Origin of the sequence: Bradyrhizobium hereditatis, assembly GCF_020329435.1 — a bacterium.
GTDB classification, from domain to species: Bacteria; Pseudomonadota; Alphaproteobacteria; order Rhizobiales; family Xanthobacteraceae; genus Bradyrhizobium; species Bradyrhizobium hereditatis.
Genome location: NZ_JAGKJK010000003.1, coordinates 392,694 through 416,359, shown reverse-complemented (window position 1 = coordinate 416,359; position 23,666 = coordinate 392,694). Strand labels below are relative to the sequence as shown.

General features: G+C 57.4%; 19 protein-coding genes and 3 pseudogenes. 7 read left to right on the top strand and 15 right to left on the bottom strand.

Going from position 1 to position 23,666, the window contains the following annotated elements; all coding sequences use genetic code 11:
* Positions 1–512: 512 nt before the first annotated feature.
* Complete coding sequence (locus tag J6524_RS09860; protein ID WP_225670141.1) at positions 513–773, bottom strand: hypothetical protein; 261 nt, start codon at positions 771–773, stop codon at positions 513–515.
* A gap of 644 nt (positions 774–1,417) precedes the next feature.
* Here J6524_RS09860 and J6524_RS37890 point away from each other — a divergent pair.
* Positions 1,418–1,852, top strand: a complete 435-nt coding sequence (locus J6524_RS37890) for a Mu transposase domain-containing protein (protein ID WP_376711998.1) — start codon at positions 1,418–1,420, stop codon at positions 1,850–1,852.
* Positions 1,853–2,100: 248 nt separating this feature from the next.
* On the opposite strand, the gene J6524_RS09850 is transcribed toward J6524_RS37890, so the two are convergent.
* The 4 genes and pseudogenes from J6524_RS09850 to J6524_RS37330 form a co-directional block, all read right to left on the bottom strand.
* Positions 2,101–3,972, bottom strand: a complete 1,872-nt coding sequence (locus J6524_RS09850; RefSeq protein ID WP_225670139.1) for a hypothetical protein — start codon at positions 3,970–3,972, stop codon at positions 2,101–2,103.
* 556 nt (positions 3,973–4,528) lie between these two features.
* Positions 4,529–5,271: pseudogene (gene istA / locus J6524_RS09845) on the bottom strand (IS21 family transposase); the annotation flags it as partial.
* 475 nt (positions 5,272–5,746) lie between these two features.
* Entirely contained in the window at positions 5,747–6,007 is a 261-nt protein-coding gene (locus tag J6524_RS09840) for a hypothetical protein (RefSeq protein ID WP_225670138.1), read from the bottom strand.
* Between the two features lie 562 nt (positions 6,008–6,569).
* On the bottom strand, positions 6,570–6,695 hold the full coding sequence (locus J6524_RS37330) for a hypothetical protein (RefSeq protein ID WP_283843287.1): 126 nt from the start codon (positions 6,693–6,695) through the stop codon (positions 6,570–6,572).
* Positions 6,696–7,188: 493 nt separating this feature from the next.
* Between J6524_RS37330 and J6524_RS37655 the strand changes: the two genes are divergently transcribed.
* Both J6524_RS37655 and J6524_RS37885 read left to right on the top strand, forming a co-directional pair.
* The gene (locus J6524_RS37655; protein WP_312002369.1) at positions 7,189–7,311 is read left to right on the top strand and encodes a helix-turn-helix domain-containing protein; all 123 of its coding nucleotides are present in this window, start codon (positions 7,189–7,191) and stop codon (positions 7,309–7,311) included.
* A 59-nt stretch (positions 7,312–7,370) separates the two neighbouring features.
* Positions 7,371–7,697: a hypothetical protein gene (locus J6524_RS37885; RefSeq protein WP_376711997.1), complete on the top strand. Its 327-nt coding sequence runs from the start codon at positions 7,371–7,373 to the stop codon at positions 7,695–7,697.
* A gap of 323 nt (positions 7,698–8,020) precedes the next feature.
* Here the strand turns inward: J6524_RS37885 and J6524_RS37325 are convergent, their stop codons facing one another.
* Entirely contained in the window at positions 8,021–8,206 is a 186-nt protein-coding gene (locus J6524_RS37325) for a helix-turn-helix transcriptional regulator (protein ID WP_225670137.1), read from the bottom strand.
* A gap of 193 nt (positions 8,207–8,399) precedes the next feature.
* Between J6524_RS37325 and J6524_RS09825 the strand changes: the two are divergent.
* Positions 8,400–8,676 (top strand): annotated as a pseudogene (locus tag J6524_RS09825) (DNA -binding domain-containing protein).
* A 1,263-nt stretch (positions 8,677–9,939) separates the two neighbouring features.
* On the opposite strand, the pseudogene J6524_RS09820 reads toward J6524_RS09825, so the two are convergent.
* From J6524_RS09820 to nodD1, 9 genes and pseudogenes are all read right to left on the bottom strand, one after another.
* Positions 9,940–10,712: pseudogene (locus J6524_RS09820) on the bottom strand (PLP-dependent transferase); the annotation flags it as partial.
* 156 nt (positions 10,713–10,868) lie between these two features.
* Entirely contained in the window at positions 10,869–11,294 is a 426-nt protein-coding gene (locus J6524_RS09815; protein ID WP_376711996.1) for a hypothetical protein, read from the bottom strand.
* Positions 11,295–11,486: 192 nt separating this feature from the next.
* A complete protein-coding gene (locus tag J6524_RS09810; protein ID WP_225670136.1) occupies positions 11,487–12,524 on the bottom strand; it encodes an LLM class flavin-dependent oxidoreductase in 1,038 nt (345 codons plus the stop codon).
* 281 nt (positions 12,525–12,805) lie between these two features.
* Positions 12,806–13,924: a histidinol-phosphate transaminase gene (gene hisC, locus J6524_RS09805; RefSeq protein WP_225670135.1), complete on the bottom strand. Its 1,119-nt coding sequence runs from the start codon at positions 13,922–13,924 to the stop codon at positions 12,806–12,808.
* Positions 13,925–14,545: 621 nt separating this feature from the next.
* On the bottom strand, positions 14,546–15,652 hold the full coding sequence (locus J6524_RS09800) for a branched-chain amino acid ABC transporter substrate-binding protein (RefSeq protein ID WP_225670134.1): 1,107 nt from the start codon (positions 15,650–15,652) through the stop codon (positions 14,546–14,548).
* Positions 15,653–16,739: 1,087 nt separating this feature from the next.
* Positions 16,740–17,447, bottom strand: a complete 708-nt coding sequence (locus J6524_RS09795; RefSeq protein ID WP_225670133.1) for a MerR family transcriptional regulator — start codon at positions 17,445–17,447, stop codon at positions 16,740–16,742.
* A 144-nt stretch (positions 17,448–17,591) separates the two neighbouring features.
* Complete coding sequence (locus J6524_RS09790; protein WP_171583114.1) at positions 17,592–17,801, bottom strand: hypothetical protein; 210 nt, start codon at positions 17,799–17,801, stop codon at positions 17,592–17,594.
* A gap of 1,071 nt (positions 17,802–18,872) precedes the next feature.
* Complete coding sequence (locus J6524_RS09785; protein ID WP_225670132.1) at positions 18,873–19,826, bottom strand: LysR family transcriptional regulator; 954 nt, start codon at positions 19,824–19,826, stop codon at positions 18,873–18,875.
* 781 nt (positions 19,827–20,607) lie between these two features.
* Entirely contained in the window at positions 20,608–21,552 is a 945-nt protein-coding gene (gene nodD1 / locus J6524_RS09780) for a transcriptional regulator NodD1 (RefSeq protein ID WP_225670131.1), read from the bottom strand.
* A gap of 490 nt (positions 21,553–22,042) precedes the next feature.
* On the opposite strand from nodD1, the gene J6524_RS09775 reads away from it, so the two are divergent.
* From J6524_RS09775 to nodB, 3 genes are read left to right on the top strand one after another with little or no spacing between them, the layout of a single operon-like run.
* Positions 22,043–22,381 (top strand): response regulator transcription factor, encoded by a 339-nt coding sequence (locus J6524_RS09775; protein WP_225670130.1) that lies wholly within the window; start codon positions 22,043–22,045, stop codon positions 22,379–22,381.
* Positions 22,378–23,010: a NodA family N-acyltransferase gene (locus tag J6524_RS09770; protein WP_283843286.1), complete on the top strand. Its 633-nt coding sequence runs from the start codon at positions 22,378–22,380 to the stop codon at positions 23,008–23,010. The genes J6524_RS09775 and J6524_RS09770 overlap by 4 nt, the downstream gene beginning before the upstream one ends.
* Positions 23,007–23,666: a chitooligosaccharide deacetylase NodB gene (gene nodB / locus J6524_RS09765; protein ID WP_225670129.1), complete on the top strand. Its 660-nt coding sequence runs from the start codon at positions 23,007–23,009 to the stop codon at positions 23,664–23,666. The genes J6524_RS09770 and nodB overlap by 4 nt, the downstream gene beginning before the upstream one ends.

Genomic DNA, 23,666 nt, shown 5'->3' with positions numbered 1-23,666 from the left:
TTTCCCTTAGCCGCGCATTACGCTTCTTCGCGTGCAATGCCGCACTTCACCACCGTGCGCGGCCATCTTTTGCTCCGGCACATTCCGGGAAGGCTTTCACGCTAATCCCATCGCAAAGATAGGAAGCTTACATATTCGATGATCGAAGCCGAATTTCTGCTGATCGGGCGCAGCCCACGCAGGAAAACGGCTTCCTGTTCTCGAGGCCGTGCGATTCGTAGGATCAGGAACGAAACTTCACTGCACGCCAATGGCCTCTTCTAATTGAAGACCGCGTCTTAAGCGCAGCACCATCGCCGAGGCGGTCGCTCTTCTCGCAAGTGGACACGCGAGCCGGCAAAAGTGCCGCGGGGGCGCTCTTCGATCTCCAGTCGCAGCGGAAGCCCACACGCCATCGAATCCCGCTTTTTCTGCGAGAACCGCGACAACAGGCTATGGCGGCCATGATGTGAACAAGGCCGGTCTCGGCCATATGGGGGCGGAGGCTTTGGCGGATGACATCGTGAGAGATTTCAGGAGAGCGCCGCGCAGCCGGCTATGATGCGGCCGCCGGCGCAGGTGAGATCCTCGAGCGACAAGGCATAGGAAATCCGCATGGGACCTGGATGCTTCTGCGCGAGCAAACGCCGGATATTGCGCAAATTGATTCTGGCGTTCGTGCAGGATTCAAATTCCGGCGTCAGGTCTGCGAGTGCATTCGTGATCCGCCCCGCGAGATCACCGAGTTCGATGCGCCTCATCGCGCAAGGTTCAGTCAGGGGCAATAGTCTCATACATTTCTCCATCGTTTCCAGGACGCGCCAAGCTCGGCCTTCTGAGAGCGCGCAAGGCGCCGGAGGAGGCGGCCGCACCGCTTCCGGCTGGAACGGCGGTGGAGGAGACGGACCGCGACGGTCTACCTTGCGGCCATGGAGCCGAGCCATGGCACTTTTTGTCGGCGAAGGGGGATGTGGAGGCTGCGATGAGAATCTTGAGGAATGCGTGCGGCCGGCGTGCCGGATTTGAGGGATCAACGTCCGTTCGAAGAACGGTAGAATTCGCCGCCGCCTGAATTCTGGCGACGGCCATTCGTTGATTCCAAACCGCGGGCAGGCGCGTTTTGCCGTTCTTGTGGCGGAAGTTTCGGTGCGCGAAATCGCACCCGAAGCGCAGCAGCGTCGCGAAGGGGCTCGGCAATGTGGTGCATCTAAGGGGAGCAGCGCATCATCCATCTGCGTATGCGCAAGTCATACAAATCGCATGAGAATGCCATCAATGCTCGATCCGCCGAGCCCCGTCTGACCGAGATCCCCGGACTGGGGCCGCCGCTGCGTGTGATGGGCACTCCGCGACGTGCCCGGTCCCTCCGATCCTGCGAGCAATGAGCCAACCTCGAACCGGCCGACAAGTCGGGGCTACATCCCTCAAACATCCTTAGGTGAAGCAATGCGCAGAGCGACAGGCGAGACGCCGATCACTCGCTTTTGCGCGTGAAGAGGCACACCGGTTCAAGCCGCTCGGCGCGCCGCCGTCGTTCGGATCGTTGCGAGAACTGACCCGCGTGGTCGGCAACGATTGCGCCGTCGAGACGAACAGCTACTCGGTGCCGTGGCGGCTGATCGGCGAGTGCGTGGTGGTGACGGTTGCGGGCGGCAAGGTGCGCATCCTCCATGGCATAAGCGAGCTTGCGTCCACAACCGGAAATTCGTCGGCTGCGGATCATCGATTCCACCCACCTCGACGGTGTTGCCGGGCGCAATGGCACGGTCTGCGGACCGGCGGTTACGGCAGCTACGCTGCCGTGGGTCTCCACCGCTATCGGTTGTTGGGTCCTCTTGCCGAATACAAAGCAGCTATTGCAGGGAGCTTCTGATGGTGCTCGCAAAGAAGACAACCGAAGCACCGATCGATCGGCTCGAGGCCATGCTGGCGCGATTGCAGCTCCCCGCATCCGCGACCAGCTTGACACCCTGCTCGACGAGAGGGCGCGCCGGGCCTGCTTTCACGAGCCCTTGCATCAGCAAAGCTGACCACCTCGCTCCCAGGCTTGGGTTATGTAACGCACGGGGCCGCCAAGTTCTGCCCCGGAGAAGGACTGCAGGCTATGCCAGGCAAAACTGATCAAATTGTCCTGCGCAGAAAAATCTCGTGCTCCAGGCCTGGCGGCCCAATAGTGGCCGTGTAGTTCACGCCCCGGAGAGTTAGAGTTTTCTCTGGCTCAAGCACACTTGGCAGCACGTTGTGTAAGCGCATGCCTTCTTTGAGGTCTTCCGGCGCCCACTGGTCCCCGTGTTGCCAGCCCGGAGGTGCATAAAGCGACAAGGGTGGCAGCGGACCCGCTTCGTTAGGCACGGGTTCATCATTCAGCAATCGCCGATGCTCACTTGGAGGCAATTGAACTGGATCGAATGTAAAGTGCTCTGGATCGACATTGAAGAATGGCGCCCCGGCGGGTTCATCATCTAGCAACTGCCGAAACTCAGCTGGAGGGAATTGCACTGCATCGAAGGTGAGGTGCTCTGGATCGATCAGCGCCAACGGCCCGGGCTCGGCACCGCGCTGTTGCTGAAGCTCCTCACGAAGCTGCTCTTCCAGTTCCCGAAGCTCCCCTGGATCGACCGAGACCGTCACCTGAGCGTGCTCATCATCCAGCAGTCGCCGAACTTGTGCTGAAGGGCCGTCGATGAGCTGCTCATTTCGAAAATCTATGATGTCGGGCGAACTCTGAGGCTGCCGTGAGCTCGGGCGCACTTGCTGTTCGAAACGCGTGGGTTCATCATCCAACAATCGCTGAAGCTCACTTGGAGAGAATTGAACTGGATCGAGCGTGAAATTCTCTGGATCGACATTGAAGAATGGCGCCGCGGCGGGTTCCTCATCTAGCACCTGCCGAAGTTCAGCTGGAGGGAATTGCACTGCATCGAAGGTGAAGTGCTCTGGATCGATCAGCGCCAACGGCCCGGGCTCGGCACCGCGCTGTGGCTGAAGCTCCTCACGAAGCTGCTCTTCCAGTTCCCGAAGCTCCCCTGGATCGACCGAGATCGTCACCTGAGCGTGCCCATCATCCAGCAGTCGCCGAACTTGTGCTGAAGGGCTGTCGACGAGCTGCTCATTTCGAAAATCTATGATGTCGGGCGAACTCTGAGGCTGCCGTGAGCTCAGGCGCACTTGCTGTTCGAATCGCGTGGGTTCATCATCCAGCAATCGCTGAAGCTCACCTGGAGAGAATTGAACTGGATCGAGCGTGAAGTGATCTGGATCGACATTGAAGAATGGCGCCCCGGCAGGTTCCTCATCTAGCACCTGCCAAAGTTCAGCTGGAGGGATTTGCACTGGATCGAGAATGAAGTGATCTGGATTAACCAGCGGCAACAGCCCGGGCTCAGCATGGCGCTGTGGCTGAAGCTCCTCATGAAGCCGCTCTTCCGGTCTGCGAAGCTCCCCTGGATCGACCAAGACCGTCAAATGAGGGGGCTCGTCATCCAGCAGTCGCCGACGTTTTGGTGGAGGGCCACCCATAAGCTGCTCATTTGGAAAATTTTTGATCTTTGACCGACCCCGAGGCTTCCGTGAGCTCCCTGCTTCTGCAGATGCATCGGGATCACGAAACTTACGAAGGTGATCCAGTGCTTTAGGTAAATACGCGCCGCGATTGTGTCCGGCCTTTCTTTCAGCCTCCAGCTCGTTGGTGTTAAGGCCAGCCATCGATAGACCCTTAGATCCGAGACTATTTGCGAAGCTGGCAAGATTGTTGGCGTACCGCCCCCCGGATGCCAAGTCCACGTCCCCCCTCACAAACGCGGCACGAATTGCACTCTCGATCAAACTCCGATCCTCATGAGACAGATGAGGATAGCACGCACAGAGATCATCGGACAGGAACGGGCTCACTTGCTGTTCGAAAGCCACCATCTGCCCGGGCTGTCCCGTCTGCTCCTCCTGCGCGACTGGCTGCGACACCTGCGACCAAGCTGTTACATTGAACTTGTCCACACTCACCTCCTCAGATCACCCGAAAAGTTCACAACTATCAGGGCCAGCTTTCAAGAAGCTGACGAGCCACACCACCTCCCAAGCCATCCGACGAGCATGAAAAACACCATCATGGCCATTCGTGTCATTGGCTGACAGATTTTGACGGCACCAGTGGCCTGGGGACCCAGTCCAGCGACTGGAAGCAGCGCGGACGCGCGACTCGCCGCCGTTTGTTGCGCAGTCGACGCTGGCCTACCGCGCCCGCGTTGCAATTGAGGTTAGCAGCGACGTGACGCTGCGCTTTCTCCGTCCTGGTCAGGCGCTATCCTAACTAAGCGCCGCTAACTTCAACGGTCTTGTATTCGGGCTGGCTTTCGGGAAGCTGACGAACCTGCCGCAATTTCATTAAACGAGAAGCGGCCCATGTGGCCGCTTGCCGTCGAGGCTGAGAACGAGTGCAATCCTAGGCTGCCGCGCTCGGCTGTCAGCTTTGCCAAGATCGCCTGCTTCGCTCACCATCGGCGGCGGCGGGACCCTTGCGATGGGCCGGATGGTCGCTCAGCGATCGTCCAGCCCGAACCAGCCGAACCTGGTTCTGTCCCTTCTTCCAGCCCGGGCCAGCGTGCAGGCACCCGGCTCGACCAGCTAGTGGCTACACATCTGCAGCAAGCGGCGATTGTAGCAGCGATCCTTGCCGCCAAAGATCGTCTCCACCGCGGCCTTCATACTGTCGTAGATGCCGCGACTGCAGGTGCCCTTGAACGGGCGAACGCCTGGTCATGGGCGTCGAACACCGTCTCCTGCGTCTCCCGCGGAGAAGCCCGCACGAACAGCATGCGTCTATGACAGAGCCGGCGATGGGCGGCCTTCACCATCACCGTGGTGCCGTTCAGCAAGGCCACCTCGTGACTCCAGTCGAGTTGGCACGCTTCGACGGCGCAAAGCTCAGCGGGACGTAGGCCGCAGCGGTTGATTGCCCGGCGCTCCTTGCTCCACCGCCGGGCGTAACGCCGCACGGCATCGTAACCGCCGTCGTAGCCACGCCCGCGCAGCTCCTCGAAGATCCGGATCAAGGTCAACTATTCACGAGCCGGTTTGGCCGCATTCACCGCAAGCAGCCGTCAAGCTCTACTGCCCATTGTCCCAGCTTTGGCCGCGGCTGCACTTGCCGCTCGTACTAGAAGGAGCTCTCTCCCGACCTCAGTACCTTGCGGACCGTTTCCGCGACACCTTCAGGTCACGGCCGATCTCTTTGATCGTCTTGCCCTTGATAAAGTGCTCGCGCCGTATCCGCGCAATCGTCTCCACGACCAGCATCCCGACCACGTGCTTTCATTCAAAAGCAGGCAGCAACAGCCCAGCCTAAAGGGGGCAATTTTGGACACTGATCCCCCGGCTTAGGGGGCAATATTGCAGGCCGAATGACACCAACGAACTAAAGAATTGGCTGAACGGGGCTTTGACGCAAGCCGAACTCGCGAAGATTGGGCAAAACCCAACCCTACTTAGCAAGCCGCCGAAAGAATTGCGTATCGCGAGTTCGCGCGTTCAGAGGCGCAGCGGGAAATGCTGGAGGCCGGAGGTGACACGGTCACGGAGCCGTGGATCAAAAGGGTGGGGCGGCTTCGAAATCTTTGCACGATCCCGCGAGGCCCGTGGATGCTCTCCTCACGATAATTCGTAAATGCATAAACCGAGGGAAAGAGTACGCGAGGCCGGCGGCGTTTGGAGCCATAATAGAAACATGACAAGTCAAAATTCAGCGCGACCATCGCAAGCCGCAGAGCGGCAGCTAAAGCTGAAGCAGTGACTGTGTCACGTTCTCGTCCATGAGACTGGAACCGGGCAGACGGTTTCTGTATTCCAGCTCAATCTCTTGCCAGGTCTGCGTCCCAAGACGGGCGCGAAACTGCGGAAGCCGAAATCGAGAAGGCAAGACGTCTTGGCATTCGACCACCCATCCGAACGGAAGCTCCTTGACCTTCTTCAGTCGATGCACCTCGGGGCCATTCATGGCCGGATCGAAGTGACTGCCCAAGGCGCATGAAAACATCAAACATCTCCATTCCATCGGCTCCGCTGATATCGAGCCGGACAGGGCCAAGTGATTGCCGCAAGCGCACCGCGTCGGCGCGTCATCGTCGAGTGCTGTGCTCCCTATGATGAAGTCCTCAGCGCCGCTCAACATCGAACCCGCACAGACATCATAATGGGCGCGCCGCTTAGGAGGGCCCGCTCGTCATAGACTCGGCCGTGATCTGCTCGAAATTCGCATGGAGCGGGTAGGCCTTGACGAGCGCGTTCGCGCCCGCTCACCCAAGTGCGGTGACGAACGTCTCCCCGTGACGGTCGGGTTAGGCGCTGCCCGAAGGCCCGCGAATCTGCGTCACCGCATATTGGTCCCAACACGCCTTGATGATCTCCCACCGGTATTGCGCAAGTGCATTCGGGTGCTTGCTCTGCAGGAGCAGGCTCGGAAGGCCGCATTGAAGCGTTCTGTCACTTCGACACGGCGCATTCATTAGCCAGGGTGTGGAGTGCTTGCTCGTAGAACTCGTTCTCGTGTTCGAGCAGAAGTAGGACGCCGGCATAAAGAGCATGTCATGACGGCCGGGTCATGGCGACGCCCATACGATGCTTTCCGACGGGGTGAGCTTGTGCTTGGTCTCGTAGCCGCGGTTGAGCTGAAGGAGCGCTTGCGCGTAGTCGGAGGCGATGGTGATGCCGTCAAGCGCGGCCAAGTCGATATAGCGGCTGAAAGTGTGTACATACGTCGTGGCCAGGTTGCCAAATGCGCGCGCATGTTCCTCGGTGTCGAACCCGCGAAGGCTGATCGAACTATTCGGGCGCGGTCGGCCGCGGCATTTCACCCGCCGCGCTGGGCTGGGTCTCCGTGGGCGTGGCATCTGTCATCGGCAGTCAACGCAGGCGAATGACCGCGATTTGTGCTTTAACTGACCTCCACAAGTCATTGGTTCTGCACGAAAAATGGGCCATTTTGCCCTAGAATAAAGTTGTGATCTTACCTTTCTTGATGAAGAGTCATTGTATCCTGATTTCATGAATCAAAATCAGGTCATAGGCTGATGAAAGGTCGAGGAAATCGGTTTGTAAGATGAGAAACGACTTCAAGCCTCTCGCCCGCAGCGGTTGGATGAACGACTAGACGGACTCAAACGAGCAGAGCGGTTCCGCATGCCGCCAAAAGGTTGGATCCGGGCCATAGGCGAGGCCTTGAGCATGACCGGCGTGCAATTCGCCGGCCAGCTCCAAATGCGCCCCCCAAGCGTCGAGGCGCTCGACCGCTTGGAGGCAACCGGCGCAATTCAGTTCAAAACGCTGCGCCGCGCCGCCTGAGGCCGCTCGACTGCACGCTCGTCTGTGCCCTCCTAGCGAGCAGCTTCCTGCAGCATGCTGTGCGCACGCGCAAAATCGCCGTGCGGGACCTTTTCCGTGTCGCTCACATCATGAAGCTGGAAGCCCAGGCGACCAGCGATGCAAATCTTGAAGCGCGCATCGAGGCGTATATCCGCGATCAGATCAAGGAGCGCGGCCTATGCAACGAGCCGGGAACGATCTCCTCGAAGAGCCCGACTGCCACGCCGCGCGGGCCGGGAGAACGCGATGCGCTGTTGCAGACCTGGATCACGGATCGCGACGATCTCAATGAGGTGGAGCAGGAAAACATCGTTAGGGGCGCGGCCTGGGCGGGCAGGCGGCGGGGCAACCCGCCGATCTGCTGAATGAGGATTTCGCAAAGACGCTCGGCCATCCGCCGCGCATGGAGGATATCGAGGCCGTAGCGAACTTTTTCCGGCGCTGAGCCCTTCGCCCGCATCCGCGGTATCATCTCGAACCAAACCAAATGGGCCCATGGGATTGCCATCCTCAACATCATTGCCGAGATGCTCAAGCGGCGCATCGTCGACATCGCGCGGTGGACGCCGTTTTCCGAACTGCATGTCATCTTCGAGGTCTGCGGGCCGCGCGGACAAACTGATTGAGCAAGCGTTCGGCGATTTCCGGATCAAGGAAGACGGACGGCCGATCCCCGTCGAATGCAATTTCATTCCCAAGCCCGTGCACAATCCGGCTCTGGAAGTTGCAGATTTTGTGATGCACGCGGTTGCAGCCCTCGCTCCATGCTACTGATGAAGGGGCGATCGACGCCCATACGTTCTGCAACGGCTTCCTGGCTTAGGCCCAAGCGAAATCGACGCGGGTCTGCTCCAACGACCTTGCGAAGGTCCATCCGCAGGATAGGAAGCAATCGCGTATATTGGCGCTACGTGGTATATTAAGCGGGAAAGTCGACAAGCGAGGTACGCAGCTCGTCCGATAGCTACTCGTTCTAAGTAGTTATGCTCGACCTGCAACCATATGGCGGTTGTGTGCATATACCTACGGACAAGCACCAAAATCGATCAATGGAGTTGATAGCACTCATGCAGACCCCGCTACTCGATCCTGATGTCGCCGACTCAGCTCCGGTTGATCCGGTGCTCACGAGCTACGGTGAACGGCATCTGGTCACGTATTTGCGGCTTCTCGATGCCGAGGCCGACGGCGCCGACTGGAAGGAGGTTGCTCGGATCGTTTTGCATATCGATCCGGATCGCGAACCGTCGCGCTCGCAGTGCGTTTGATAGTCACTTGGCGCGAGCAAAATGGATGGCAGACCACCGTTACCGCGATTTGCTGCGTGGCGGTGTGACCAAATAGCAAAAATCTGTCGGTTACAACTCTCAATTGAGAATGGATTGTTCCCACTGACACGTGATCGCCTTCACGCATCACGGAATGCACAATTACTGACTTCCCGGGCAACCCAAGGCTTCATAGACATTCGCCGGTAACGCTCTGCGGCAGGGATCAAAGCAATATCCGAGTTCGACTGGCGCTTCGCCGGGTGCTTATCAGCACGCCATCAAGTCAGGGGAGGAGGTGGCGGATTTTGCCCTTGGGGCGGTCCGGCGAAGTCCCAACTATCGAAATGCTTACCCGGGACGCTCGCTCGAAGAGCGGGCCGAATTCCGAGGAGATAGCGTCTGCTTTCGCTCATGAGCGCGTTTCAACCGATTGCGCAGTGCTGCTTAATCTGGATGGCTTGCCGACGCCGACCGTTAAGCGCTCTTCGGCGCGGGCCATGAGCAGATGCTATGAGGCGGGGCTCGTCTTCGCGCTTCTGCGCCTTGATGCTTTAGCAGGTCGGGAACAGATTCGCCGAGCAGGTAGCGCCCATTCCGCTCTCGCTTGAAGTAGCGGTCGATGACGAGTTTGATTAAGCCCGGATTTTGCTGTCTCTTGCGATGCCCGCAGAGTCTCTCGACGAAACGTCGCCATTTGTATCTACGCCCATTTAGGTCCAACTTTGTGGTTGAGATGCAAATGCGGAAGAGTGCCGCGTCTTAAACATTCAAAGGCTGAGTTGCGTGAGGCTCGCGCGCGATTTGATTTTATTCCAAAACGCTGCCATGCCTGTACGAGCTGCGATAGGCGCCACCGTCAGTGGTGCAGCCGCGTCCACATGAGCTTGCAAATTTCCCGCTCTGCTCGCGCGAAGTTGCCGACGTTGAAGTGAGTGCGCCGATACACAGCAGCGCGTTCCGCTCGCGACCCCATAATGCGGGGTCTCTCGCGCTTGTACATTTCGTCGCGGGCTTGGCTGACTGCGCCGCGCACGGCATGTCGGAGTTCCCCTTTGATTCGAGGGAATGTGGTTGCGGTGGGCCGAAAGCTAGTTAGCAGTTGCAGCGCGCGAGCCTTGATCTCCTCGAAATACGGACTAACGCGCACGTACGGTTCTCCTTTAGCGAATGATGATGCTTGCAGCTCCTGATAGCGCTGTTAATGGCATCGATATGGCAATCGGACCTCTATGGATGAAAAGGGCAGCCGCGCTGGCAGCCTGCCTATCACGCATTCCGTGCAGCGCAGCTCAGGGTTGTTCGGAGGTCACAAGCAGTTCGTTAAAGTGATTACGGGAGGGGTCAGCTGGGTGTAGATGGCGCCTCGCGCGCTTTGATGTCCTTCATGAGGACTTTTGGCCCGACGCAGGGCCAGCAATCAGGTCTGAATGACCGCGGAACATATTGGTCAGTGAACACAAAGTGAAATCCGCACCATGTTCGATTGGTCGCTGAAACACTGGCCCGAGCAATCTGTTGTCGCACGCGACGATCGGCGAGTGCCCCGGGGGGCCGGCCGGTTATCTCTGCGACGGCGGACCATCGCAATATCGACCAGCCTATCGGTTGGTTTTGCCGGAGTTTCGATGAAAATCATTGCCACCCTACCTTTGCGTATCGCGTCCCCCGCCGCCAACCTGACGCCGGTTTCGTCGAGGCCGTAGGCAAGTCCGACGCAACGGATCGAAAGGCCCGCAAGCAAGCAACGCTTCCGGTGCACCGTAAAGGGGTGAGCGCAGAATCACGTCGCCAGGGCTTGCCGAGCGCGAGGATCATCGTCCAATTACCGCCATGCCGGACGAGAAGTGCGCAACTCTTTGTGCGCTCGTAAACGGAAAGCCTGTCCTACACGTTCACTGTTGGGGTGATTGAACCGCGAATAAACCAGGCCTGGTCGATTCCCTCGGGAGGCTCGGGTTGACCCGAGACGAGATCGAAGAGGTCCATCCCGTCTTCTCCGCAGTCAGGAAAACGAAGAGGTCGAGGTCAGAAAAACCGTCGGTTTAACCGCTCCTTGCGATAATTGCGGATTGTAGCCGTAGTTCAGCATCTGCGTTTCGGACGCAGCATGTGATTGCCTATATGTCTTCAACGAAAAATGTTTCATCATGGCCTAAGCTTCGCTTTATAGATTCAAATCCTTACCCTGCGGTAGCTGCCTTCCACGGTAAATTCCGCAACTGTTTGCGCGATATGCCGAACATCGTCAGCGGAGGCTCTAAAAAGTCAACGCTGTTTCACAAGACTCCACTTCTTGATCACCGCCTCGCTCATCTGCTCAGCGTCGGTACAGGCGATTTCATCGACCTTCACCGAGATCCTCTTGCCGACTAGTGGCTTCAGCTGATTGGCTTGCGCTTCGCCAGTTGTGAGGAGCTGAAACATTACCGGTCCAGTCTCTAGCTTGCACAGCCCGTGCGGCTCGGGCAGCCGGCGCGGAGTGGAGATGATCTGGTAGGCGACGTTTTTGCCGTGTTTGGCATCGCGTATGCGCAACGCGTAGAGCTCGCCTGACAACACGTCGCCGACGTTGATCGGCGCGCCCCCGCTCAGCCCCGCGTACGCAGGCTCCTCCGCGCCGGCAGCTCCAGGAAAGCTTGCCATCAGAATGAATGCAAGGGCAAAGCCCATGGCGAATCGGTCTTTCGTCATTAGTTAGTCCTCGTAGGTATGGTTAGAAAAACGTGCGGTTGCTGGATCGCGGCAACAGCGCACCTCATTGACCCATGGACGTCGTGGTGAGCAAACAGGAGCCGCTGATCGTGAGCGCATGCTGCCCGCCGACGGTACGGGAGAGGTCGGAGCGCTGCCACAACGCTTGATCTCTAAAGCCGGACGGGCAAATCATTGTCGGCCAAGTCCAGCCATGATTTCGGATTGGATTGCGGTTGCGGTGCACAGGGAAGCATCTAATGGCAGATTGCCAAATGCGAGTTGACAAAGAAGGTAATTGGCACCTGCCTCTTCCAGCTGATTTAGAAGAATTTGTCGCACAGAAGCTGGCGTTCCGACGACGCACAATTCGCTCTCGATTGCCGCATCGAAGGTCAGCGGAAGGTGTGGTGGTGTAGGGATGGCATTAAGCTCGTAAAGGAACTTAAAGCTCTCGAGCCATTGTGCGTAAGAAGATGCCGCGAGCGAATACGCATCTGTCTCTGAACGCGCAATCACGACCATGCGAAGCAAGCCAAGAAATGGCATTTGATCGTTAGCCTCGCCGCTGGGCTCTTGATGAGCGCGGAAGGCGTCGGTAACTTTGCGTACAGCGGAGGAGGGGCCTACGCACGCGAGATTTGCGCCATTGGCAGCGGCCCAAGCTGCGGACTCGGGTCGATTTGTGGCAATCCATGTCGGCGGCCTTGGACGCTGATAAGTTTTTACCGTCAACGGAACGTGGTTTAGCTCAAAATGCTGACCTCGATAGGACAGCGTGCCGCCTTTCATAGCGCTGATGAGGATTTCGCTTGCTTCTTCATAACGGCTTGGCGCCGCGTCGGCGCTGATGCCGTAGTAGCCCAATTCAAGCGGAAGAGAGCCGCGTCCGATACCCACCTCAAGCCGGCCACCGCTCAAGTGATCGAGCATACAAATCTCTTCAAACGCACGCAGGGGATGATAGAGGTTAAGCAGCATCACCAATGGCCCGATACGAAGTTGCCGTGTGCGCTGTGCGACGCTCGACAAGAACAAATTTGGCGATGGACCTCTCCCATGCGGCGTACAGTGGTGCTCTGCCACGTGATATGCAAAGAAGCCGAGACGGTCGTACGCCTCGGCCAAGACGAGGCGATCTGCATATTGTCGGGCGATATCGCGGCCGTCCTCGTCTAAGTGATCGAAGATGCCAAACGTTAGTTTTGAAGAAGAAAAGGCGTCTTTCACTGGATTGTCTCCAATTGTAGGTGAAGGCAGGAAGTTCGCTTGTTTTCGGTATCTGAGCGGGTCAAAGACGGCGACCTCTCCTATTGTGGCCGCACATTTTGTTCTCCTCTGCTTTTGTATTCATCGCTGATCGCGAGGCGATTGTCCGTCGCTCTTCGAGGCCTAAGCATCCGTTGCCAAGGGGGATAGATCCGTTGTTACTGTTCGCCGCTCACTCACAACAGATCTTCGCCATTGGCAGCGTCGTGGTACGTTCGCCCGGGTAACGCAGAAACCAGACGTTAGCGCGGCTCAACTGGCGATCTTCCTAGCTTTAAGCTGTCAGAGATGTCACTGACAGCTCCCAGAAACGCATCCATTTGCGCTTTTGTCCCGATGCTCACGCGGATGCAATTTTCAAGACCGTTATCGGGAAGGAAGGCAACAAGTATTCTTTGCCTTTCCAAAGCGGCCTGCCACCATCTTCCGTCGTGTCCCGCAGGCACACGCGCTAGCAAAAAGTTTGCGTGGGAGGGCGTTAGAGAAAATCCAACTTGCGACAGTGCAGTCGCAACCCGCTGTCTTTCATGCCTGATGTGCATATGGTTCTCTTCATAGACGGCGCGATGCGCAAGAATGCTGATGCCGACCGCGTGCCCGATTACATTCATGTTGAAGACGTTTTGGATGTTACGAAGCCTTCCAATAAGCTGCGGGTGGCCGAACCCGAAGCCGACGCGAACGCCAGCGGCGGCATAGCTTTTCGAAAGTGTTCTTAAGAGCAGAAGATTCGGATAATGGCTGAGGAGCCGCAGGCCATTATCAGGCGCAAAATCGACATAGGCTTCGTCCAACACGACGAGGCGGTCCGATTGTGCCAGGAGGCGTTCGATATCGGCGATAGGGATGAACGTTCCGGTGGGATTGTTCGGATTGGCCAACAGAATGAACTTGGCATCTTTTGCTGGCCCAAAGAGCAATTGCTCTATCGGCAACGACTGAGGTTCGTTACATCCGATCTCAAGCAGTTGAGCTCCCTGCAACATAGCAAGTTTGCGATTGAATGAAAAACCAGGCGACAGCATTGCGACGCTGTCGCCCGGGGCAAGAAATGCTCTGTAGATGAGCCCGAGAAGCTCAGATGATCCATTGCCGGCAATCACATGATCGAGCGCGACGCCGTAGGTGTTGGCCGCTGCTTCCCTCAGGCTAATGTTGTCATCTTCTGGGTACAGATACTGCCGCTCAAGCGCCGCAATTGCACTTTGCCATACGATTGTTGGCAACGGAAATGGGTTCTCATTCGTGTTTAGTTTGACGTAGTTAGCGGCCGGCGCAGGCCGGCCGGACGGCAGAGCATCTAACTGTCTCGCTGCCTGCGAAAGAGAAGAGAGCACATTCTGTAATTTGGCATCGGACATAGGTTTCTCCCGTTGAACCGCCGATGGCGCTGGCAGTTGTCAGCATGCCGGTCGGTCAGTCCGGTAGATGGCCGGAGACAGAGGTCGAGTGTTTGTTGGGACAGCGAGGGCGGCCGCCATCCAAAATTCCCTGCGGGCAGCTCGAAGTGCATGCCCAGTTGTTTGAAGCTAGGATGAACCTGTCGCTCCACGCCACCCTGAATAAGCCGAGAGAATAATTGTCGAGCGGATCAGGTGGCGTGCAGCAATCAGGCGCCTCGATCACGGAGTGGCATTGCTGTCATTTCTGCGTTGGCCGCAATATCACTCTGCGTTGGTCCGGGTACCAAATACTAGTCCGCAATAAGTCGTCCTCAAATCGCACACTGGAAGTTCGGCAAAGAGCTAAACAGAGATTACGCAGCGACATCGGCCGAGCTGTTCCGTTGGGCACAAACTCATCCGTTGGTGTGTCGATGTCATTGGATAGCGCTACGACCAGTACCGCGAGCGCGAGAAACGACGCGAGTGCCGCGAGCGCGAGAACCGACCCGAGTAGCATGTCATATCCGGAATTACGTTTCATCATTTCCATTACTTCGCTAGAATATCTAGGCTCGTGTGCGCTCGCAGCGATGAGTTTTACTCGATCGCTTCGACAACGTTGTTATTCCACCGGTAGACGACGAAGCCGGGAGCGGCATTGTCTCCTTTGGTGTCGAACCGGACCGGCCCGATTACTGTTTGGATTGGCTGCGAACGAAGCGCAGCTGCTACTTGCGGACCATCGAAGGTCCCAGCCCGCTTGACCGCGTCCGCCCACGCCTGAACGGCGGCATAGGCGTAGAGCGTGTAGCCTCCCGCTGACATGTTGGAAGACTTGAGCCTAGCTACGGCGTCCGCCGCTTGAGCATTCTTGGTGGGGTCGGGCATAAAGGTGAACAGTGTGCCGTTTGCTGCTTCGCCAGCGATCGCCGAAAAGTCGCTGGTCATCAACGGATCGTTCGCCATCACAGTGAGACCTGCGCCTGCTTCTGCGGCCTGACGCACAATCAAGCCGATCTCGTTGTAATAGCCGCCGATATAGGCGATCTGGATTCCGTCTCTTTTCATTCTTGAGACCAGGGCCGTGTAGTCCTTCTCGCCGGCCACATAGCTTTGCCGAATGGCCTTTTCGCCAGCTTCCTGAAGGCGCGACGCAACGACATCGGCAATGCCCTTGCCGGCGGTGCTCTTGTCGTCAAGGACGGCAATCTTTTTGTGCCGATAGTGTCGCAGGATATATTCGGCTGCCACGACTCCCTGTTGATCATCTCGGCCGCAGATCCGAAACACCGTCTTGAGACCACGCTCTGTTAGCTGAGGATTCGTTGAGCCAGGTGAAATCTGAATGAGTTCCGCTTCGGCGTAAACGTCGGAAGCGGGGATAGAGGAAGACGAACAAAAGTGGCCAACGACCAACTTGGGCTGATCCATCGTCAGCCGATTGGCAACTGCGACGGCCTGCTTGGGATCGCACGCGTCATCGGCGACGCTCAATATGACCTTGATACCGGGAAGTAGGCCCGAAGCATTTAACGCATCGACAGCCGCAGTAGCACCATCGCGCATTTGTACGCCAAGCGCAGCAGTACTTCCGGTCATCGGGCCGACCACGGCGATATTGACGTCGGCAGCGGGCGCGGTCGAAGCCAAAGCACAAGAGAGGATTGCTGCACTTGCAGCTGAAGTGATTCGAGAAATTGACACTTAGAGCTCCGGATGTTCGCTTGAGTTTGCTATCAGCCTCGCCGTTCCTGCGCATGTGCGGGCGCCGCTTGGTTATGAGATAACGCTACCTTTGGATGCCTCAAGGCAGCGCATAGGCCGCGGCCGGCCGACCCTCCGGAGCTGCCGTGACAGAGCGAAACAACCATTGGCTTGCCTTCGAAAGAGGCGGCGATAAGCGGAATTCCATCACGTCCGACGCGCTGCTGACGCTGCAATCGATCGAACACAGCAAACGTTTCGCATGTCCATCCCCGCGGCGGCGTCACGTATGTGGAGTCTGCGGGTTTGTCGCCTGCATTCCATACTTTGTAAGGACCGGCGCCTGAGACGTCACATGCCGAACTCGGACCGAGCTTCCGTTCCTGTCCGGCAACGGCGACGTGAATACATGCCGCCCTGATCTCTAGTTGGTCGTCCCGTTTTAGCTGCAAGTATGCCGACGGCAGCACCGAATCCGGCGCATAGACCGTCTTGACAATCCGCTCCTTACGGAAGTGCTCGAGCCTTCTGACCGTCTCGTGACGCGTGAGCCTAGCAGCTAGAGACATACGTAATCCTTAACTTAACTGTTGGAGCAGCAACCGATGAGCCAACAACATGATGTCGAGTCGAAGCCCGACTAGTCGTAACGAACGCTGCGTCGGTATCCAGTACACCCCGCGATCACCCGGACCGGAACGGCTCGCGCCGATCAAGCACTTGCAAGGCAACGATGATCATCCAGTGCGTCGAGAATGCCGGAGCTCTCGCCCAGAAGCTCTGAACGTACTGCAGGTCCATGCGTCCTCCCGCCTAGGCGGAGTTGTCGCTAGGTCGTATTGAGATCCTACAATTTGACGCCACGTAAGATTCAAGCCCCTTCGGGGGCTCGTCTCGATGAATTTGTCAAAGTCACGTCTCGACAAGGGAGCGTCGCTGGAAAACTTAGAGAAGAGCGACAGGGGTCCTCAACCATCTGAGGCAAACCACAACCGGCGCGTCCCTGGCGCCATAAAGCTCAATTCATTCTCATAGATGGAGAACACAGCAGGGGCGCACGCATTATGCGCGGCAGGTTCAGCGCAGTTCATCCGTTCAAGGCGGCAAGTGCGCGGTCGAGATATTGCATCAGGCAGGGATCCCAGCCAGCCATACTGCGTGGCGCGCTCAATCGCGCAAGAACTTTCAGTATGGTTGAAACGGTCGAATCAGCTCCTGCAATTTCTGTGATCAGCAAGCGCGCTCTAAGCGCCACAGCATTTGCCCGTTCGCTGCAGGGATGCTCGCCCCGATCCACACAATCACGCAGCTCGTCGCGGATCTTCCGCCACCGCTCCTCTCGATCTGAGTCTATGACGCATGTGCATGGGAGAGGCTGAGGGCGTTCTTCCTCGACCCGCGACATTGCATCCAAAGTGGCAGGTAGCTCATCTACACTGACTTGTAATTCACTATCCGTCGTCATGTTGCGCAAACGATCTCGCAACAGGGTTGCACGCGCGACTTGAAGTTCAATTCTCTCCAAATGCTTGCGCAATAGGTCAGTAAGCGACGTTCTGCCCTCAATCGCTCTACGGATCTCGTAAAGCGAGAAGCCAAGCTCACGTAGCGCTCGGATTTGATGTACCCGTTTGAGGCCTTCGCGGTCGTACATGCGGTGACCGCCGTCGGTGCGTTCCGACGCAGTTAGTAAGCCCGTGTGCTCATAGTGATGCAGCGTGCGTACCGTTACTCCGGTAGCCTCTGCGAGCTCGCCAATGCGCCATCGACGCCTTCGTGGTGTAGCTTTTGTCATGGTTCTCTAATTTCAAGCCTACAACCTGACGTCGCGTGAGATTCAAGCTATTTCAATGGTCTACCTGAAACCGGCTTCGAGTCAGGCGCAAGCGAAGCGGCTCTTCTGTCGCCAGCAACGTGCTGCGCTCAGAGAGTCGCCTGATCAAGCAGCAGAAGCAATGGCGCCCATCAAGTTCATCAGGGACGCTAAGTTGGCCTCACCGGCTGCTGCACGTTGCAGAACAAGCGTGGCGATTGCCGTTCGATTTTCAGGAGTTCGCATGGAGGCCGGTAAAGCCGCGACTGCTTCATCAAAAATCCTTCCCAAGACCGAGAGGTCTTCCGGATCGTAGACACCACTGTATTGCTGCAACATTCGGCTCCTTGATTAACGCTAAGGCGGCCGCACGTGGCTAAGACGTTTGGCCAAAAGAAGACAGGCCGCCGGCGTACAGCGACGAAGATGCGGTATACGTTGAAGTGATGCTGTTGCGCAACACGGTCGCGCTTTGCTCCGCCTCAAGGCCGCGCGGGGGACTCGACTAGCTTTTCTCGGAACGTTTGCGAGCATCGAGTGCCCTGTGCAGCCGGATTGGCGCGGCGAAGAAGACAATTCCTACATTCGGTGGGCCGCTATTCTAAGTCATTGCTGCAAGAAAGCGCGCAGCCGATACGAGCATCGGTCGGCAGCCAATGCTGATCCAACGACGATAATCCAAGTATCTTGCTCAGCTTGGCTCCCGCTGTCTTAATGTATACCAAATGCCGGACACGCAGACGGGCAATGCCTGCGAATAATCGATGCCAGTGCGCTGCGCGCATCTGGGCCGATTAGCTAGTCTCACTGTTCTTCGCAACCCTGCAGGCGAATGTCGAGTTCTGCTGATATCAGCGCACTTGCGAGTTAGTTGCGCAATTGGGTCGCCAGGAGCGCGTGCTTGCCGTCGCAGAATCAGTCCTGCAACCGCTTCGATTTGCAAATGATGCGCTGTTGGAGATGGGGAGGGAGAGACCAGGCGCCCCTGGAGAATGAATGTCCAGCGAATGTAGATATCGGAGCTGACTTCGTGCCAGAACTGCCGCCGACCATGTGTAGGAAATGTCGTTGATCGCGTAGGTCATTTGCATGTCGCGCTCCGTCTCTGCTGGACTGGGGCGCTATCCTCTCGAGCGAGCCCAACCGCTGGCTTGAGAACGTTGCCGGTGTGGCAGGTTCAATAGGCATTTGCAATGGGTCACTAATCTTCAACGCCGCAAATTGTCGCCATCGAGCTCGACAGAGAATGGCGTCAAGCCGAGAGGAGCCTATGTTAAGCGCGCGCGAGACGGCTGAGATATGCGTATAGATATTAGAGACATAGCACGCTTTGCGAATTCGCGCTTAGGATGAATAAGGCTCAGTTGGGGTAACCCCGATTGATGGAAGAGGAGGTGAGAAGACGCTTTAAGTGAATTTAGAGGCGCCAGCATCTTTCGTGATCTCAGACGGAGGACTCATGCGGGACGCTTCTTCCAATAATATCTGCCGCATCCAGATGCTTGCCGGATCACTATTGTGAAAAGCGGGCCATTGGACAGCCTCGGTAAACGCGGGAAGTGACCGCGTAAGTTCGACGATCTGCAGGGGCATCGTGTTTTCGAAATGCTTAACCAGCCTTGCGGGCATCGTACCTATGCGGTCAGTGTCCAATAGTATCGGGGGGATCATGCTAAAGCTCTGCACGACAACCTCGATGCGTCTGTTGAGACCGTGCTTGAGTAAGAACCATTCCTCAATGGAGGGCTTTCGCGTAAGCCCGAACTTGACCGCAACATGTCCCATGGACATGTATCTCTCGAATGTAAGCGGCGTTGGAAGCTGCTTGTTCGTGCGGCATCCGACGCACACGAGTCTCTCCTCGAACAATGTGGCTTTAGGGTGTGCGCTCGACATGAACAATTCCGGCAAGATAAGAAAATCGACTTCACCGCGCCGGAGAAGCTCGTCCGTCGCATCGGCGAGTGGCAGCAATTCGAAGCTGACGGCGGGAGCTTCCCGTGCGACACGGTCCACGACCTTTCGAAAGAATACGATTGTCATGAAATCGGACAGAAGGATCCGGAAGCGGCGATCCGATTTGGCAGGGTTGAACACATCCTGGGAAATAATGGAGAGCTGGATGTGCAGCAGAGCCTCGCGAATAGGGGCGGCGAGCCCTTCGGCACGCGGTGTGGGAACCAGTTCCCGGCCTCTCATTGTAAATAGGTCATCGCGGAAATAGGCGCGTAGCCGGGCGACGGCGGCGCTCATGGCCGGCTGGCTCAGCTTGATGCTGCGTGCCGCCGCGGTGAGGTTACGCTCGGTCATCAAAGCATCGAGCGCAACAAGAAGATTTAGATCAAGGCCCTTAAAACGCATATCGTCTCCCGCTGAAAGCCTTTGCGCTGTAAACATTGAGCAATAATGGTTACTTCGATGAAGGTCCCAGTCGCCCCCCGAGCTAGGCTCTTTCCGGGCTACCCGCGCGATCGCTCTCGTACTCGTCGCAAGCATGTTGGTTGCGCAACGGAGGATGCGAGCGGGCGAGGAAGTCGCCCGCGGCTTGAAGTAGGGCCTTTGGTGCGCTCAGCAATCGCTCCCAGCGCTACATCGATCACTATGAACCGCTGAGAGTAGGGCGCGTTGCCCACCATTACGCCAATAGCGCCGCAGATGCGCTATCGACGCTCCGCGTGGCATAGCTTTGCTCGTCGTTTGTGAGCCTACAACCTGACGCAGTGTGCGATTCAAGCAATTTCATTGGTGTAGCTGAACATCATTTCATTCGACAAATGCGTCTGTCGGAATATCTGAACCACCTCGCAGGCACAGGTGCCAATGCAGCCCGCCACAATCGCGTAAAAAGCCCTCCGCTGCGCTCTTTGCCTAGTTCCAAGAACATCTTGCGGCAGACCTGCCAGGCGGCTGGCGCGAAGTAAGATTATATCGCTACTTGATCAGCGGCTGCTTAACCGCCAATTCGGGCGCGCCGCGGCTGACATCGAACTGCAGGGGTTCTTCTGCAGGCAGAAGTGGCGTAGGTGCCTCTTGCAGTGGGGGGCTTCCGAGACATGCGGCATACGAGAGCGGCCCGAGCGAGCAGGTGATCTTGAAGCATCTGGATGGCCGAGACCAGGTGTTAAGAGGCCTCGAGCAAAACCTAGCAGCGCCTGCGATTTCGGGGGGTCTCACGCGGAGAAGCCATGCGGGCCGCCTCCTGCAACATTATCCGCCGCATCCAAATGCTTGCCGGATCAGTATTGTGGAGGGCAGGCCATTGGATGGCCTCGGTGAATGCGGGAAGTGGGAGAGGAGTTTCGACGATCCGCAGGGGCATCGTCTTTGCGAAATGCTGGGCCAACCTTGAGGGCATCGTCGCTATACGCTCAGTCCCCGATAGCATCGGCGGGATCATCGTAAAGCCCTGCACAGCGACCTCGATACGTCTTTTAAGACCGTGCTCAAGCAAGAACCATTCCTCAATATTGGGCCTAAGCGCCTGCCCGAACTTCGCTGCAACGTGTCCCATTGATATGTATTTGTCGAATGTAAGCTGCCGTGACAGCTGCTTGTTAGTGCGGCAGCCTACGCACACGAGTGTCTCCTCGAACAGTGTCGCTTTAGGATGCGCGCTCGACATGAACAATTCCGGTAAGACAAGAAAGTCGACCTCGCCGCGCCGCAGAAGCTCATCTGGCTCATCGATAAAGGGCAGAAATTCGAACCGGACGGCGGGAGCTTCCTGCGCGACACGGTCGACGATCCTTCGAAAGAAAACAACTGTCATGAAATCGGAAAGCAGGATCCTGAAACGGCGGTCCGATTCGGCTGGGTTGAACGTGTCGCGGGAAATAATGGAGAGCTGAATGTGCACCAGAGTCTCGCGAATCGGTGCTGCGAGCCGCTTCGCTCGTGGTGTTGGGACAAGCTCCCGGCCCCTCATCGTAAATAGTTCATCGCGGAAATAAGCGCGTAGCCGGGCGACGGCCGCACTCATGGCCGGCTGGCTCAGATTGATGCTGCGTGCCGCCGCGGTGAGATTGCGCTCGGTCATCAGAGCATCGAGCGCGACGAGAAGATTTAGATCAAGTCCTTTGAAGCGCATAGCGTGGAGTTATCCATCCTTTGGATGAGTTCAATAAAAACAATCGATTTTACCAATTGTGCCGAATGGCGGATAGCAAAGCCGTCGGTCGGGACAAACACAAAGTTCAGGCATATCAGGAATGCTTATCGGTCTTTGCCCCGGCTCCGCGAAAAAGTCTCAGCTGCACCCCGAGCGCCGATCGAAGCGCATGTCCATTGGAGCCAGAGTTTTCAACGGGTTGCGCAAACTGCATCGCAGTGGCTTGACGCGACAGGCGTGCCGCAAGTCGCATCGCCACACACTACCGATAAACGTTCGTATAGCGTCTCCAACTGTTTCTATATTGGCCGTTTACCTCCGTAGAATTGATCCAGCCCGCCAGTTCGCTCTAACGTCGCAACCAGTCAGGAGCTGTCGATTGAAGGCGCCAAATGCCTTTGCGACCCGGCCAAATCTATCGCGTGTCCATAGCAGTCAAATCGTGCGCAGAATGCAGGAGAAGTCCCCAGTGGATCTGGTGCGAATGGCACATGCGCTCGATGTAATCTCCGTCGTGGATAGCGATGCATCGGTCCGTAAAGCGCTGACAGGCGCACTCTGTTTGACAGGCGAAAATTGCGAATCTGTCCAGTGCGCAGATGAGTTCTCGCAATTCAGCCGTTCTCGCAGCACGTCCTGCTTGATAGCGAATGTTCAGTGGCCCGGAGTGGCCGGGCTCGAGCTATGCCAGCATCTGGCCGCAGCCAGCCTTTCCCATTCCCCGGTGAAGCCATTCATCGAAAGCGAACGGCTCGCGTGCATCAACTCCATCGTCAAGCGCCAGACAGTGCATGCGAGGCAATTATGAATATTGCCTTATCCAGCTCTACGGCAGGTGTGTCCATGCGCTCGCCGGTGCGGTGGAGGGTGGTCTGGGAGAATGAACTGCGCCTCGCCGACCATATCGAACTCTCCGACTTCTTCCGAAAGACCTATGGTCCCACCGGGGAATTCAATGCCAAACCATTCGGAGACTATCGAAGTTGGGCCGGGGCGAGACCTGAGCTCCGTGTAATCGGCTACGACGCACGCGGCGTAGCGGCTCATCTGGGCGCGCTACGCCGCTTCATCAAGATCGGAGAGGTCGATCTACTAGTGGCCGAGCTCGGATTGTACGGGGTACGTCCGGATCTTGAGGGACTCGGAATCACTCACTCAATGCGCGTGATGTATCCAGTACTGCAGAAGCTCGGCGTTCCATTCTGTTTCGGTACGGTTCGGCATGCGCTGAAGGAACATCTTACAAGGTTGCTGGCCCGCCGCGGTCTGGCAACCATTATCTCCGGGGTCCGCGTGCGGTCCACCCTTCCGGATGTGTATCTGAACTTGTCGCCCACGCGCGTCGAGGACGTGCTTGTCCTGGTTATACCGATTGGACGGCCGATCAGCGAGTGGCCGGCTGGTACGGTGATTGATCGGAACGGGCCTGAGCTGTGACATACCTCGACCGCTTATGCGAGGTGCGCAGCGAATACGCTGACCGCACTGAAAGTCGCGGCGTCTATCTGACGTTTGACGACGGTCCCGATCCACTCTGCACGCCGGATATCCTGGATGTGCTCGCGGAACACCGAGCGCCCGCAACGTTCTTCGTTATCGGGGCGTACGCGGCGGACCAGCCGAAACTGATCCGACGAATGATCGCAGAAGGGCACGAGGTCGCAAACCACACAATGACGCATCCGGATCTGTCCAGATGCGAACTCACCGAAGTGCAATATGAAATACTAACGGCGAGCAGGGTCATCAAAATGGCGTGCCCCCAGGCCGCGCCGCGGCACATGCGTGCGCCTTATGGGATGTGGAGCGAAGAGGTGCTCACTACATCGGCGAGGGCTGGACTGGCCGCCCTGCACTGGTCGGTAGATCCGCGAGACTGGTCTCGTCCCGGTGTTAGCGCGATTGTCGACGCTGTGATGGCCTCTGTCCGGCCGGGTGCAATCGTGCTCTTGCACGATGGATGTCCTCCCGAGGAGTTGGGACGGGCCACTCATGCTCGTGTGCGCGACCAGACCGTCTTGGCGCTTTCCCGCCTGATTCCAGCATTGCATGGTCGCGGATTTTCGATCCGCTCGCTTCCTCAACCTCACTAA